The sequence below is a fragment of the Actinoplanes sp. TBRC 11911 genome (assembly GCF_012933445.1).
GTDB lineage: Bacteria > Actinomycetota > Actinomycetes > Mycobacteriales > Micromonosporaceae > Actinoplanes.
Genome location: NZ_JABBNC010000034.1, coordinates 1 through 14,170 on the forward strand (window position 1 = coordinate 1; position 14,170 = coordinate 14,170).

The 14,170-nt window shown below is 70.0% G+C and carries 16 protein-coding genes and 1 riboswitch; of the genes, 10 read left to right on the plus strand and 6 right to left on the minus strand.

The window, feature by feature from the left end:
• The first annotated feature begins 573 nt into the window (after positions 1 to 573).
• Positions 574 to 909, plus strand: a complete 336-nt coding sequence (locus HH310_RS33475) for a hypothetical protein (RefSeq protein ID WP_169179731.1) — start codon at positions 574 to 576, stop codon at positions 907 to 909.
• On the opposite strand, the gene HH310_RS33480 is transcribed toward HH310_RS33475, so the two are convergent.
• Together HH310_RS33480 and HH310_RS33485 are read right to left on the minus strand one after the other, a co-directional pair.
• On the minus strand, positions 906 to 1,829 hold the full coding sequence (locus tag HH310_RS33480; RefSeq protein ID WP_396027563.1) for an SMP-30/gluconolactonase/LRE family protein: 924 nt from the start codon (positions 1,827 to 1,829) through the stop codon (positions 906 to 908). The two genes, HH310_RS33475 and HH310_RS33480, sit on opposite strands and share 4 nt — an antisense overlap.
• 10 nt (positions 1,830 to 1,839) lie before the next feature.
• Positions 1,840 to 2,073, minus strand: a complete 234-nt coding sequence (locus tag HH310_RS33485; RefSeq protein WP_169179732.1) for a hypothetical protein — start codon at positions 2,071 to 2,073, stop codon at positions 1,840 to 1,842.
• Positions 2,074 to 2,249: 176 nt separating this feature from the next.
• On the opposite strand from HH310_RS33485, the gene HH310_RS33490 reads away from it, so the two are divergent.
• From HH310_RS33490 to HH310_RS33525, 8 genes are all read left to right on the plus strand, one after another.
• Positions 2,250 to 2,696 carry a CBS domain-containing protein gene (locus tag HH310_RS33490; protein WP_169179733.1) on the plus strand — a complete coding sequence of 149 codons (447 nt, stop codon included), beginning with the start codon at positions 2,250 to 2,252 and terminating at the stop codon, positions 2,694 to 2,696.
• Positions 2,697 to 2,860: 164 nt separating this feature from the next.
• On the plus strand, positions 2,861 to 3,838 hold the full coding sequence (locus HH310_RS33495; protein WP_169179734.1) for a methionine ABC transporter ATP-binding protein: 978 nt from the start codon (positions 2,861 to 2,863) through the stop codon (positions 3,836 to 3,838).
• Between the two features lie 53 nt (positions 3,839 to 3,891).
• Positions 3,892 to 4,491, plus strand: coding sequence for a methionine ABC transporter permease (locus tag HH310_RS33500; protein WP_169179823.1), 600 nt, complete (start codon positions 3,892 to 3,894; stop codon positions 4,489 to 4,491).
• 35 nt (positions 4,492 to 4,526) lie between these two features.
• Positions 4,527 to 5,339, plus strand: a complete 813-nt coding sequence (locus HH310_RS33505; RefSeq protein WP_169179735.1) for a MetQ/NlpA family ABC transporter substrate-binding protein — start codon at positions 4,527 to 4,529, stop codon at positions 5,337 to 5,339.
• Between the two features lie 126 nt (positions 5,340 to 5,465).
• Positions 5,466 to 7,037 (plus strand): alpha/beta hydrolase, encoded by a 1,572-nt coding sequence (locus HH310_RS33510; protein WP_169179736.1) that lies wholly within the window; start codon positions 5,466 to 5,468, stop codon positions 7,035 to 7,037.
• 61 nt (positions 7,038 to 7,098) lie between these two features.
• The gene (locus tag HH310_RS33515) at positions 7,099 to 7,821 is read left to right on the plus strand and encodes an MBL fold metallo-hydrolase (RefSeq protein WP_169179737.1); all 723 of its coding nucleotides are present in this window, start codon (positions 7,099 to 7,101) and stop codon (positions 7,819 to 7,821) included.
• A gap of 45 nt (positions 7,822 to 7,866) precedes the next feature.
• Positions 7,867 to 7,955: riboswitch (glycine riboswitch) on the plus strand.
• A gap of 118 nt (positions 7,956 to 8,073) precedes the next feature.
• Positions 8,074 to 9,396 (plus strand): L-serine ammonia-lyase, encoded by a 1,323-nt coding sequence (locus tag HH310_RS33520; RefSeq protein WP_169179738.1) that lies wholly within the window; start codon positions 8,074 to 8,076, stop codon positions 9,394 to 9,396.
• A gap of 43 nt (positions 9,397 to 9,439) precedes the next feature.
• Complete coding sequence (locus HH310_RS33525) at positions 9,440 to 10,420, plus strand: zinc-binding alcohol dehydrogenase family protein (RefSeq protein ID WP_312034499.1); 981 nt, start codon at positions 9,440 to 9,442, stop codon at positions 10,418 to 10,420.
• A 7-nt stretch (positions 10,421 to 10,427) separates the two neighbouring features.
• Here HH310_RS33525 and HH310_RS33530 read toward each other — a convergent pair whose 3' ends face one another.
• The 3 genes from HH310_RS33530 to HH310_RS33540 are packed head-to-tail and all read right to left on the minus strand — an operon-like array spanning position 10,428 to position 12,637.
• Positions 10,428 to 11,039: a copper resistance CopC family protein gene (locus tag HH310_RS33530; RefSeq protein ID WP_211192948.1), complete on the minus strand. Its 612-nt coding sequence runs from the start codon at positions 11,037 to 11,039 to the stop codon at positions 10,428 to 10,430.
• A 27-nt stretch (positions 11,040 to 11,066) separates the two neighbouring features.
• Entirely contained in the window at positions 11,067 to 11,882 is an 816-nt protein-coding gene (locus HH310_RS33535) for an alpha/beta fold hydrolase (protein ID WP_169179739.1), read from the minus strand.
• Positions 11,882 to 12,637: a 3-hydroxybutyrate dehydrogenase gene (locus HH310_RS33540; RefSeq protein ID WP_169179740.1), complete on the minus strand. Its 756-nt coding sequence runs from the start codon at positions 12,635 to 12,637 to the stop codon at positions 11,882 to 11,884. Before HH310_RS33540 ends, HH310_RS33535 begins: the two co-directional genes overlap by 1 nt.
• Before the next feature lie 52 nt (positions 12,638 to 12,689).
• Here HH310_RS33540 and HH310_RS33545 point away from each other — a divergent pair, with 52 nt between their 5' ends.
• The gene (locus HH310_RS33545; RefSeq protein ID WP_169179741.1) at positions 12,690 to 13,532 is read left to right on the plus strand and encodes an alpha/beta fold hydrolase; all 843 of its coding nucleotides are present in this window, start codon (positions 12,690 to 12,692) and stop codon (positions 13,530 to 13,532) included.
• A 50-nt stretch (positions 13,533 to 13,582) separates the two neighbouring features.
• Here the strand turns inward: HH310_RS33545 and HH310_RS33550 are convergent, their stop codons facing one another.
• The gene (locus HH310_RS33550) at positions 13,583 to 14,128 is read right to left on the minus strand and encodes a CGNR zinc finger domain-containing protein (protein WP_169179742.1); all 546 of its coding nucleotides are present in this window, start codon (positions 14,126 to 14,128) and stop codon (positions 13,583 to 13,585) included.
• Positions 14,129 to 14,170: the final 42 nt, after the last annotated feature.

Consider the following 14,170-nt stretch of genomic DNA (forward strand, 5'->3'; position numbering starts at 1 on the left):
GGGAGTTGTGGCGGCTGGGTGGGTGTGGCTGTTCACGGCGGGGGTGGTGCCTTGTGGGTGTGGGGAGTTGTGGCGGCTGGGTGGGTGTGGCTGTTCACGGCGGGGGTGGTGCGTTGCGGGTGTGGGGAGCTGCGGCGGCTGGGCTGACGCGGCTGCCCACACCGGGAGCGGCAGTATGCGAGCTTCGGAAACCATGACGCCCGGGCGGGTGCAAGTCTCTACACGAGGAGAGGACCGGCATCGGAGTGCGCGAGCGAGAACCAGCTGAACAATCTCATGATGTGAGACGTGCGTCCGTTGTGCGGGACTGACGACCGCATCGTGGTCGCAGGGTCCGCGATGTGAGACCGGAGTCCATTGTAGAGTTTCTTTCGTCCTGTCTCGGGGCTTTTGTCCTCGCGCTTTCCTCGACATTTCGTAGACCTTGGAGAGTTATGGCTCGTATGTGGGTGTCGTATGTGGGCGTAACTCTCCAAGGTCGCGAGAAAGTCCAGGATGTGGTCGGGATTGCCACATAGTGGGATCGGTGACGAGGTATCAGGCCGTTGCGCTGTCGAGGGCGCGATCACGGCGGTGTCGAAGGGCGCGGTCATGGCGGTGATGAGGCGTGCGGCGATCGCGGTGTCGACGGGCGCGGTCATTGCGATGACGGCGGGGGCGGCCACTGTGGTGTCGACGGGCGCGGTCATTGCGATGACGGCGGGGGCGGCCACTGTGGTGACGGTGGGTGCGGTCATTGCGGTGACGGCGGGTGCGGCCACCGCCGACGTGTGTGCCTCGTCGGTCATCTCGGCAGCCGATCTCGGTTGCGGGTCGTTGCGAGGCTCGACCCGCACGGCCTTCGCATCCGCCGCGGCCGGCACGGGAACAACCACGACGGATCCGGCCCCGACCCGCAAGGTTCTCTAGCGGGCGGCCCAGATCGGGCGGGTGCCGTTGACGCTCAGCCGGATCGCGTACAGGGTGGTGGTCGCGGCCAGGAACAGGACGTTGCGTTTCGGGCCGCCGAAGACCAGGTTCGCGACGACCTCGGGGACCAGGATGCGGCCCAGCCGGGTGCCGTCGGGGTGGTAGCAGTGCACGCCGTCGCCCGCGGCGGCCCAGATGAAGCCGCGGTCGTCGACGCGCAGGCCGTCGAACGAACCCTCGTCGCACTCGGCCACGAGCGAGCCGCCCGTCAGGCTCTGGTCGGCGGCGACGTCGAAGGCCCGGATGCTGCGCCGGGCGGTGTCCGCCAGATACAGGCGGCGCTCGTCGGGGGAGAAGGCCAGGCCGTTCGGGCGGTCCGCGTCGCGCACCACGGCGACGGGCGTCGAAGCGCCCGGGTCCAGCCGGTACACGTGGCTGGCGCCGATCTCGCTCGGCGCCCGGTGCCCCTCGTAGTCGCTGTTGATCCCGTACGGCGGGTCGGTGAACCAGATCGAGCCGGTGGAGTGCACCACCACGTCGTTCGGGCTGTTGAAGGGCTGACCGTCCCAGTTGTCGGTCAGCACGGTGATGCTGCCGTCGTGCTCGGTACGGGTGATCCGGCGCGGTCCCTGCTCGCAGCTGACCAGGCGCGCCTGTGCGTCCAGGGTGTGCCCGTTGGCGTACGCGGAAGGCTCCCGGAAGACGCCGACGGCGCCGGTGGTCTCGTCCCAGCGCAGGATGCGGTCGTTCGGGATGTCGCTGACGGTCAGGAAGCGGCCGGCCGGATGGTAGACGGGACCCTCCAGCCAGCGCGCCCCGCTGAACAGGCGTTCCACGCGGGCGTCGCCGAAACACGCGAAGCGCGGGTCCAGCTTGACGATCCGCGCTTCGATGGTGTCGGTCGCGAGCCGTGCATTCACGGCCGTGATCCTAGCGGCCCAGCTTCTCCCGCAGGGCGTCGCGGCGCTCGCGCAGCGTGTCGAGGACCGCTTCCTGCTCGTTGATCTCGGTCATCGCGGCCGCGTAGTCCTCCTGGTCGCCGGTGCCCTCGTCGCGGTTGCCGACGCGGCGGCGTGCCTCGTCGACGCTCGGCTCGAGGTCGGCGATCTCCTGCTCCAGCCGCTTCAGCTGGTTCTCGGGGCTGAAGTCGTCGTCATCGCTCATCGGATCATCTTGGCAGGCGGCCGGGAAAGCCGCACGCGCCAGGGTCCCCGAACGATATGGTCCGCTTGACATCACGTCGTGAATGACGCCAAGTAGGCGTATGCCCCGCAGCGTGGCGAGGCCTCCCCTCGCCACCTCGGTCAACCGCGCGCAACGGCAGGAGAGGGGAAGCGGGCATGCGAATCAGCGACATTCTCCGGGTCAAGGGCGACGAGGTCGTGACGGTGGCCCCGGATGCCGACGTGAGTGCTCTGCTGGCCGTTCTGGCCGAGCACCGGATCGGTGCGGTGGTGGTGTCCGCCGACGGCCGCCGGGTCGACGGCATCGCCAGTGAGCGTGACGTGGTGCGGGCGATCGCCCTGCGTGGCGCCGCCGTGCTCACCGAACCGGTCACCGCGATCCACACCGCCCAGGTGCGGTCGGTCGCCCGCGACGCCCTGGTCGAGGACGTGGAGCGGCTGATGACCGAGCGGCGGTTCCGGCACGTGCCGGTCGTCGAGGACGGCGTCCTGCACGGCGTGGTCAGCATCGGCGACGTGGTCAAGTTCCGGATCGACGAGCTGGAGTCCGAGCGCCGCAGCCTGGCCGGCTACATCACCGGCGAACGGGCGTACCCGGCCTGACCCGATTCACGAGTGTAAGTGCAATCACCCGTGACGGCCATTACAAGGTGACGCTGCGGACCACGACTCTCCGCTACTGTCGCCTGGCGCCATTACCTAGAGGAATTAGGGGCTTTCCTCCGGCCCCTTGCGGTAATGACGCGTGACCTGACCTGGGTGATTCGGTGATAGAGATCAACGGCGTCCGCAAGACCTACCGGTCGCGGCGGCGCACGGTCGTGGCCGTCGACGACGTGAACCTTACCGTGGGCGAGGGCGAGATCTTCGGTGTCGTCGGTCGCAGCGGCGCCGGTAAGAGCACCCTGCTGCGATGTGCCAACCTCCTGGAGCGCCCGGACGCGGGCACCGTGACGGTCGACGGCGTCGAGCTCACCGCACTCGGCGGGCGCCGCCTGCGCGACGCCCGGCACCGGATCGGCATGGTGCACCAGCACTTCGCGCTGCTCTCCTCGCGGACCGTGGCCGGCAACGTCGCCTTTCCGATGGAGCTGACCGGGGTGCCCCGGCCCGAGCGCCGGGCCCGCATCGCCGAGCTGCTGGAGCTTGTCGGGCTGGGGGACCGGGCCGACGCGTACCCGGCGCAGCTCTCCGGCGGGCAGAAGCAGCGGGTGGGAATCGCGCGCGCCCTCGCCGTACGGCCCCGGGTGTTGCTGTCCGACGAGGCCACCTCGGCGCTCGACCCGGACACCACCGCCTCGATCCTGGAACTGCTGCGCGACCTGAACAAAGAACTGGGACTCACGATCCTGCTGATCACGCACGAGATGGGCGTGGTCAAGAGCATCTGTCACTCGGCCGCGGTGATGCGCGAGGGCCGGTTCACCGAGTCCGGCGAGATCCCCGAGCTGCTCCGGCGGCCCGGGTCCGAGCTGGCCCGCGGCCTGTTCCCGCTGTCCGCGGCGGATGCCGGGCCGGGCGAGACGGTGCTCGACGTGACGGTGAGCGGGGGCGGCGCGGACGAGCCGCTGCTGGCCGAGGTGTCCCGCCGGTTCGACCTCGACCTGCGCATCCTCGGCGGCGGCGTGGAGACCCTCGCGGCGACGCGCGCGGGCCGGCTGCGGATCGCGGTGCCCGGCGCCGAGATCACCGGGCCCCTCGACTACCTCCGCTCGCGTGGCGCGCTGGTCGAGGTGGCTTCGTGAGCTGGCCGGACTTACGGGACCTGCTCTGGGAAGGGATCAAGGAGACGGCCTGGATGGTCGGCGTCTCCACGGTGCTCACCGCGATCGGTGGCCTGCTCATCGGCGTGCTGCTGGTGCTCACCGCCCGCGGCGGGCTGCTGCCGGCCCGGCCGGTGCACGCGGTGCTCGGCCTCGTCGTCAACGTGACCCGGTCGCTGCCGTTCGTCATCCTGCTGGTCGCGATCATCCCGTTCACCCGCGCCCTGGTCGGTACCACGATCGGCACCACCGCGGCGATCGTGCCGCTGACCATCGGCGCGATCCCGTTCTTCGCGCGGCTCGTCGAGACCTCGATCCGCGAGGTGACGCCGGACGTGGTCGCCGCGGCCGTCGCGATGGGCGCGTCGAGGCGGCAGATCGTCGCCAAGGTGCTGCTGCGCGAGGCCCGGCCCGGCCTGATCGCCGGGTTGACCATCACGGTGGTCGCGCTGCTGGGCTACTCGGCGCTGGCCGGTGTGGTCGGCGGCGGCGGGCTCGGTGACCTCGCCATCCGCTATGGATACCAGCGCTTCGAGACCGGGGTCATGGTCGCCACGGTCATCGTCCTGATCGTTTTTGTGCAGCTCGTCCAATCAGTGGGCGACCTGATCGTGCGTTTGCTGTCGCACGACTAATAAAGAACCCACAGCAGGAAGTAGAGAGATTCATCATGAAATTTCGTGCGATAGCCGCGACTGCCGTGCTTCTCGTCGGCCTCGCGGCCTGTGGCAGCAACGAGAGCGATTCAAAAAGCGCTGACGCACCCCTCAAGGTGGGAGTCAGCCCGGTCCCGCACGGCGAGATCCTCCAGTACGTCAAGGACAACCTCGCCGCCAAGGAGGGCCTCAAGCTCGACATCGTCGAGTTCAACGACTACATCCAGCCGAACGTGGCGCTGAGCGAGAAGCAGCTGGACGCGAACTACTTCCAGCACAAGCCGTACCTGGACGGCGAGATCAAGGACAAGGGCTACCAGTTCACCGCCGTCGAGCCGGTGCACATCGAGCCGCTCGGCGTCTACTCGCACAAGGTCAAGAGCCTGGCTGAGGTGCCGTCCGGCGGTGTCGTGGCGATCCCGAACGACCCGTCCGACGAGGGCCGCGCGCTCGGGCTGCTCGCCGCCAACGGACTGATCACGTTGACGCCGGACGCCGGGCTCGAGGCGACCGACAAGGACATCGCCTCGAACCCGAAGAACCTGCAGTTCAAGGAGCTGGAGGCGGCGCAACTGCCGCGCAGCCTGGACGACACCTCGCTGTCGGTGATCAACGGCAACTACGCGATCCAGGACGGCCTCAAGCCGGCGACCGACGCGCTGGCGCTGGAGAAGGCCGAGCACAACCCGTACGCGAACCTGCTGGTCGTGCGCACCGGCGACGAGAGTGACCCGCGGGTGGTCAAGCTGGCGAAACTGCTGCACTCGCCGGAGGTCAAGAAGTTCATTCAGGACAAATACCAGGGTTCGGTGCTGCCCGCGTTCTGATCCCCCGCTCGTACGGTCCGTCCCGTGATTCCACCGTAACGGTCAGCTATATGTCCATGTCTCAATGGATAGGCTGCCGGGATGGTGCCCGGATCCGGGCACCCGGGACGGACCGAAAGGCATGGGATGAGAAAGTTCCTCGCGGCCACGGTCGCCTCAGCGGCCGGACTTGTCCTGGCGGCCGGCGTGATCCCTGGCGCGGCGCAAGCCCATGATCACGGCGGCGGTGGCGACGGCGGCTGGACCCCGCCGCCGATCACCTGGTCGTCGTGCTTGAACGGCGCCGCCGAGTGCGGCCTCATGACCGTGCCGCTCGACTACGCGAAGCCGAACGGCACCAAGATCAAAATCGCTGTCTCCCGCGTACGCCACACCTCGTCCGACTATCAGGGCATCATGCTCGTGAATCCGGGCGGCCCGGGCGCCTCCGGGCTCGGCCTGGCGCGGCTGGGCACGAGCGTGCCGGACGACGTCGGCGACAAGTACGACTGGATCGGCTTCGACCCGCGCGGGGTCGGTTCCAGCCAGCCGTCGCTGACCTGCGACGACGAGTACTTCGGGTACAACCGGCCGTACTACGTGCCGGTCACCCGCCAGCTCGAGAAGACCTGGCTGAACAAGGCCGAGAACTACGCCGAGGCCTGCGACCGGGCCGGCGGCGCGCTGCTCGACCACACGAAGACGACCGACTGGGTCGCCGACATGGAGAGCATCCGCAAGGTGCTCGGCGCCAAGCAGATCAACTACTACGGCTTCTCGTACGGGACGTACCTCGGCCAGGTGTACGCCACGCTGCACCCGGACCGCGTGCGCCGGATGGTCTTCGACGGCGTGGTCAACCCGACCCGCGTCTGGTACGACGCCAACCTCGATCAGGACGTCCAGTTCGACAAGAACATGGACACCTACTTCTCCTGGGTCGCCGACCACAACGCGGTCTACCACCTCGGCACGAGCGGCAAGGTGGTCAAGGCCAAGTACTACGCGATCCTGCAGAAGCTCCGGGTCAAGCCGATCCAGGGCAAGATCGGCCCGGACGAGTGGAACGACATCTTCGTCTCGGCCGGCTACTACGTGTACGGCTGGGCGGACATCGCCACGATGTTCTCCCGCTACGTCAACGCCGGTGACGAGGCGGGCGTGCTCGACTTCTACGCCCCGCCCGGCGACCCCGGCGCGGACAACACGTACGCGGTCTACCTCGCCGTCCAGTGCACCGACGTGCAGTGGCCGCTGAGCTGGTCGAAGTGGGAACGCGACAACTGGCGGATCCACGCCAAGTACCCGTTCATCACCTGGAACAACGCCTGGTACAACGCGCCCTGCCTGGACTGGGGTGCCAAGGCCGGCAAGCCGGTACAGATCAACGGCAAGAAGGTCCCGCCGATCCTGCTGATCAGTGAGACCAACGACGCCGCCACCCCGTACGGTGGCAGCCTCGAGGTGCGCCAGCGCTTCCCGCGCTCGGTGCTCATCGAGGGCGTCGGCGGCACCACGCACGCCGGTTCGCTCAGCGGCGTCGCGTGCACCGACGACACCATCGCCAAGTACCTGGACACCGGCGTCCTGCCGCACCGGGTGCCGGGCAACCGGTCCGACAAGAAGTGCGCCCCGGTGCCGCCGCCTCCGGCCACCGCGGCCGCGACCATGCTGTCCACCGGTTCCAGCCGGGCCGGCATGCCGCTGCTGGGCCGTTAGCCACACCACCGCGCGTCCGGCGGTCCGCCACGGCGGATCGCCGGACGTTAGCGTGTGAGCCATGACTGACTTCCGGTTGTACGGCGGCCCGACGGTCCTGTTCGAGTACGGCGGGCTGCGGTTCCTGACCGACCCCACGTTCGACGCGCCCGGCGACTATCCGCGTCCCGGCGGCCGGTTCCTCACCAGGACAGCCCCGCCCGCCGCCGGACCGGAGACGCTCGGCACGATCGACGTGGTGCTGTTGTCGCACGACGAACACCCGGACAATCTGGACAATTCGGGCCGGGAACTGCTCGGTGGCGTACCGCTGGTGCTGACGACGCCGAGCGCGGCGGGACGTCTCGGCGGAACCACCCGGGGCCTGCAGCCGTGGGAAGAGGTGCACCTGGACGGCGTGACCGTCACCGCGGTTCCCGCGCTGCACGGGCCGCAGGGCGCCGAGGCCGTCATGGGCGAGGTCACCGGCTTCGTGCTGACCGCCGGCGGCCTGCCCACCCTCTACGTGAGCGGCGACAACGCCTCGCTCGACCTGGTCCGGCAGATCGCCGCCCGCTTCGACGTCGACACGGCAGTGCTGTTCGCCGGCGCGGTACGGATCGGCGTGTTCGACAACGCGGTGCTCACCCTGGACGGCTCGATGGCCGCCGAGGCCGCCGCGATCCTGGGTGCCCGCCACGTCGTACCGGCGCATGTGGACAGCTGGAAGCACTTCACCGAGGGCCGCGAGGAGTTCGTCACCGCGTTCGAGAAGGCCGGACTCGCCGGTCTGCTTGACGCCTGAGACCAGCCCCCATACGGTCGAGGCACAACCGCATACCGCGCCGCACGAACCGCTGCGGGAGAGCCCCGACCACGGGCGCCGAAGGAGCAAGTCCCTCCCCGGAATCTCTCAGGCCCACGTACCGCTGCCGGTCAGGCGACTCTGGAAAGACGGGACACCGACGTCCCGCACCCACGGTGCAAGCCGCCCGGCCGGGCGGTGAAGCTCTCAGGTACCGATGACAGAGCGGGAGGCCAACCAAGGGAGCCTTCCGTGGCGGTCAGCGCCTTCGATCTCTACTCCATCGGTATCGGCCCGTCCTCCTCGCACACCGTCGGCCCGATGCGCGCGGCCCGCGAGTTCGCCTCGCGCCATCGGGAGGCGACGCGGGTGCGGGTCGAGCTGTTCGGTTCGCTCGCCGCCACCGGCCGCGGCCACGGCACCGACGCCGCGATCCTGCTCGGCCTCGAAGGCGAGGACCCGGCCACCGTCGACACCGCCCGCGTTCCCGCGCGGGTCGCCGCGATCCGGGCCGGGAAGCGGCTGCTGCTCGGCGGCAAACGGGCGATCGACTTCGACCCGGACACCGACCTGGTCCTGCACCGGCGCGAGAGCCTGCCGTTCCACCCCAACGGGATGCGCTTCGAGGCGGACGGCGAGAGCCGCACCTACTACTCGGTGGGCGGCGGATTCGTGGTCGAGGAGGGTGCCGGGACCGCGTCGGACACCACCCGGCTGCCGCATCCGTTCACCAGCGGCGATCAACTTCTGGACATCTGCCGTACGGAGGACGCCTCGATCTCCACGGTGATGCTCGCCAACGAGAGCGCCTGGCGCGACGCCGCCGACGTCCGCGACGGGCTGCTGCACATCTGGGCCGTGATGCGGGCCTGCGTCCGCAACGGCTTCCGCGGCGAGGGGGTGCTGCCCGGCGGCCTGCGCGTCCGGCGTCGCGCGCCCGGCCTGCACCGCGAGCTCAGCGCCCGCTCGGACAACGACCCGCTGCACATCATCGACTGGGTCAACCTGTACGCGCTCGCGGTCAACGAGGAGAACGCGGCCGGCGGCCGGGTGGTCACCGCACCCACCAACGGCGCCGCCGGCATCGTGCCCGCCGTGCTGCACTACTACACCCGGTTCATCGGCGGCGCGGACGACGAGGGCGTGGTGCGGTTCCTGCTCACCGCCGCCGCGATCGGCCTGATCATCAAGGGCAACGCGTCGATCTCCGGCGCCGAGGTGGGCTGCCAGGGCGAGGTCGGCTCGGCGGCGGCGATGGCGGCCGGCGCGCTCTGCGAGGTCCTCGGCGGCACGCCGTCGCAGGTGGAGAACGCGGCCGAGATCGCGCTCGAACACAGCCTCGGCCTGACCTGCGACCCGGTCGGCGGTCTCGTGCAGGTGCCGTGCATCGAACGCAACGCGATCGCCAGCGTCAAGGCGATCAACGCGGCCCGGCTGGCGCTCTACGGTGACGGGACGCACCGGGTCAGCCTGGACACCGCGATCCGGACCATGCGCGAGACCGGCCGCGACATGTCGCACAAGTACAAGGAGACGTCGCTGGGCGGCCTAGCCGTCACGGTCGTCGAGTGTTGAACTCGACATGCGCCAGTTGGCGGATTGGCATAACTTTCATGAAGTGAGTGACACGATGCGCGCGGTGGGGTATCGCCGGAACCTGCCCGTTTCCGATCCGGAGTCGCTGGTCGACATGACCGTGCCGGTGCCGGTGCCCGGGCCGTACGACCTGCTGGTGCGGGTGCGGGCCGTCTCGGTCAACCCGGTCGACGTGAAGCGGCGCGCCGGCGTCACGGCCGGACCGGACGGGCAGATCCTCGGGTACGACGCGGCCGGCGTGGTCGAGCGGGTGGGTGAGGCCGTCACGCTGTTCCAGCCCGGCGACGAGGTCTGGTACGCCGGGGCGGTGCAGCGCTCGGGGACGAACGCCGAGCTGCACCTGGTCGACGAGCGGATCGTCGGCCGCAAACCGGCGACGCTGGACTTCGCCGAGGCGGCCGCGTTGCCGCTGACGTCGCTGACCGCGTGGGAGTCGCTGTTCGAGCGGCTGCGGCTGACCGCCTCCAGCACCGGGACGCTGGTCGTGGTGGGTGCCGCCGGTGGGGTGGGCTCGATCCTGGTGCCGCTCGCCCGGCAGCTGACCTCCCTCGAGGTCATCGGCACGGCGTCGCGGCCGGAGTCGCGCGACTGGGTGCTGGCGCGCGGCGCCAACCGGGTGGTCGGCCACGACGAACTGCCCGAAGGCGTCGACTATGTTTTCACGGCCCACTCGACCGGCATGGTCGATGAGTTCGCGAGGATTCTCAAGCCGTACGGGGAAATCGTGGCCATCGACGACCCGGCCGGCCTCGACATCAAAGCGTTGAAGGCGAAGAGCATCACCTGGCACTGGGAGCTCATGTTCACCAGGCCGCGGCTCGAACCGGAGAGCCGGGCGCAGCATCAGATCCTGACCGAGGTGGCGTCGCTGGTCGACAAGGGAGTGCTGAGCACGACGATGACCCGGCATCTCGAGGGCATCAACGCGGCCAACCTGCGGGTGGCGCACCAGGCCGTCGAGTCGGGCACGACGATCGGGAAGATCGTCCTCGAAGGGTTCTAGGCTCCTTTCACGACCGCCGGCGCCGCCGCAGCAGGAGGCCGCCGCCGATCCCGGCCAGGATCAGGACGCCGGCCGCGATCGCCGCCACCGGGCCGGCGCCCCGGTCCGGCTCGTCGTCGGCGGCCCGGCTGAGCACGGCGGTGGCGCCCGCGCTGGACGTGGCGGTGGGGGCGTGTTTCGGCAGCGGCGGCGCGATCACCTCCTGGCCGGTCAGCTCGCTCTCGGCGGCCTTGACCGTGAAGCGGTACGACCCCTTGACCTGATGCCCGTCGCGTGAGGTGACGTCGTAGGCCACGGTGTAGCCGCCGTTGCCCGGCTTCCGGCCGAACGTGACCCGGACCGTGGCGCCGTCGATCGCCGGCTTCGACGTCGCGACCGTCCGCGCCGCCGCGTCGGTGACCGTGACCCTGGTGGACGCCGGGTCCAGCTTCTGCAGGAACCGCAGCCTCACCTCGGACGGCGCCGCGCTCACCGTGGCGTTGCGGGCGGGGGAGGCCTCGGCCAGCGAGTTGTGTGCCCAGGCGGGAGCGGCCGGGGCCAGCGCCAGGGCGGCCGTCGTCGCGGTCGTCGTCGCCAGCGCCGCGAGCACGCTCCGGCCGCGGATGATCAGAGTCGGCATGCTTCCGTAGTCGAGCGAAGCGGGGAGTTAGTTCCCCGTCATCCCCGCTATCTTGGCGGCGACACGGGTGGCGCCGGCGCCGAGCACGATCGTGTAGTGGTTGACGTCGGCGACCAGGGTGGCGTCCATGCCGTCGAGCTGCGCGGCCGCGTACATGCCCTGGGGTTGGTCCTGCATGCCGCGTGGGGCCCAGAGGATCGGGTGATGCGCGTGCGGCGCGGGGTTCTTCAGCATGTCGGCGGCGTCCGCCCGGATCGCCGTGACATCGCACGACGATCCGCCGTCGACGTAATCCCGTTCGATGTAGCGGGACATCTCCGCCGACCAGTACCGGCCCATCGCGGGATTCGCCTCGAAGAACGCGATGTACGCGTCCAGCGTCGGGAACGTCATCGCCAGACGTTTCATGGCCGGGCCGACCGTGTGCGCGAGCGCGGCGTCCACGTCCATGCCGTCCGGGATCGCGAGCGGCACGCCACCGTCGACGAGCAGCACCGACGAAACCCGCTCGGGGTGGCGTTCCGCGGTCTCGGTCGCCACGAAACCGCCCATCGAGTGCCCCACCAGACCCACGCGACGCACGCCGAGGAAGTCGGCGATCGCCATGATGTCGGCCGCGTGCTGGGCCATCCCGTACGGGCCGGGCAGTTGCGCACTGCGGGCCCGTCCGCGCAGATCGGGCGCCACGAAGCGGACGCGTCTGTTCAGGGCGCGGGCGACGCGTGCCCAGGACAGGGCGTTCGCGGTGATGCCGTGCAGCGCGATCACGAGTGGCCCGTCGCCCGGCCACTCGACCACGCGTAACGGGCCGCCGTCGGCGGGGACGTCGAACTCGGCCGGCATCAGTGCGCCGTCCAGCCGCCGTCGATGGTGATCGACGAGCCGGTGATGAACTCGGCCGGCGGCGTGCACAGGTACGCGAGCAGCTCGGCCACGTGCTCCGGCTCGATCAGCCGCTTGATCGCGGCGCGTTCCAGCAACACCTTCGCCACCACGTCGGCCTCCGGGATGCCGTTGATCCGGGCCTGGTCCGCGATCTGCTGGTCCACCAGAGGCGTACGGACGAAAGCGGGGTTGATGCAGTTGGCGGTGACACCACGGCCGGCGCCCTCGATCGCGGTCACCTTGGACAGCCCCTCGAGGCCGTGCTTGGCGGTCACGTAGGCGGCCTTGAACGGCGACGCGAGCAGGCCGTGCACCGAGGAGATGTTCACGATGCGGCCCCACCCGGCGGCGTACATGTGCGGCAGAACGAGTTTCACCAGCCGGTAGGGCGCCTCGACCATGACCCGCTGGATGAGCGCGAACTTGTCGTCCGGGAATTCGTGCAGCGGCGCGACCACCTGCAGGCCGGCGTTGTTGACGAGGACGTCCACCCGGGCGGGCAGCTCGGCGATGCGGTCCAGGTCGGCGAGGTCGGCGGTGATCGCCCGGCCGTTGATGGCGCCGGCGACCTCCGTGGCGCTTCGCTCGTCGCGGTCCACGACCAGCACGTGCGCGCCGGCGCCGGCTAATCGTCGGGCGCACGCGCGGCCGATGCCGCTTCCGGCGCCGGTCACCAGGGCGGTCCGGCCGCGCAGATCCAGATCGACAACCATGAGGATCAACATACGCCGGTGCCCGCCGGTGCAGCCCGGTAGATTTCCGGGCATGGGCGTAACGCGACGCGAGCTCGCCGGGCTGACCTTCGCCGAGTGGCACCCGGGCGGGGCGCCGGTCGTCCTTTGCCTGCACGGGTTGACGAGCACGTCCGAGGTGTGGTCGGCGTTCGCGGCGGCGCTTCCGGACGCCCGGGTGATCGCGCCGGATCTGCCCGGCCGGGGTGGTTCGGTCGACACGCCGGCCGGTCCCGGGCTGGCCGGGCACGCCGAGGCGGTGGTGCGTCTCGCCGACGAGCTGGCGCTCGACGACATCGTCGTGGTGGGTCACTCGATGGGTGCGTTTGTTGCGCCGCTTGCCGCGTACGCCTTGGGCAAGCGCGTGCGCAAGGTGGTGCTGATGGACGGGGGAGTGCCGCCGGAGCAGACGCTGGTGGTGCGGCGGCCGGTGGTGCGGGCGGTGTTCGGGTTGCAGACGCGCTTGCTGGATCGCCGGTGGCGTGATGTGCGGTCCTATGTGGATGCCGTGGAGGGGAAGGCCATCGCGAACCGGGCCGAGTTGCGGCCGCGGATGGTGGAGTGGGCGGCGTACATGCTCGGCGGGCCGCCGGGGGCGTTGCGGCCGAGGGTGGATTCGGCGCGGCTCGTCGCGGACGCGACCGATGCGCTGGCGGGGGAGAAGACGTTGCCGGCGTTGACCGACGTTGATGCGCCGGTGCACGCGATCGTGGCGGCGAACGGGAAGGACGACAACGCCAAGCCGTTCATCAGCGATCGGGCGCTGGCGGCCGGGCACGTGTGTTTGCCGCGGTTGACGTCGGAGCGGGTGCGCGCCAACCATCTGACGATGCTGTTCGATCCGGCCGGGCCGGCTGCGGTTCGGGCGCTTCCCTAAGCGGGGTTTTCTGGCTTTCTCTTGTCGGCTTCCTAGACGCGAGTGGCTTACTAGGCGCGGGTAGCTGCTTTTCGCGCGCGGTAGGCGTTGACCGCCGCGCGGTTGCCGCAGCCGGCCTCGCAGAACCGTTTCGACCGGTTGCGGGTCAGGTCGACCACGACGTTGCCGCAGTCCGGGAACTCGCAGATGCGCAGCCGGTCGAGCTGACCCTCGCGGACCACGTCGACGAACGCCATGGCCGCGTCCACCGCCATCCGAGTCGCGAGCGGGGCGTCCTGCGGGGTGGCGTGCAGATGGTACGGCCAGTTGTGGTGCCGGACGAGCTGGGGCAACGCGTGGAACTCGCGCAGCAGTCCGTTGACCATCGCGACGACCTCGTCCTCGCCGCTCTCCCACAGCCGCCGCAGCCGGGGCCGGAGCTCCTGCACCGCGCGCAGCTCGGCCGCCGTGCCCTCGATGCGGCCGGTCCAGCCCTGATCGACGAAGAAGTGGTCCAGCGCGACCGTGTCCGGCAGCTCCTCACCGTCGCGCCCGGCCGTGTTGACCAGCGCGGCAGCGCCGGCCAGGGCGGTCTCGGTGTCATGACTAAAAACCATGTTGACTCCTGTCGCAACCCCCACTAGCGTCATGAGCATACC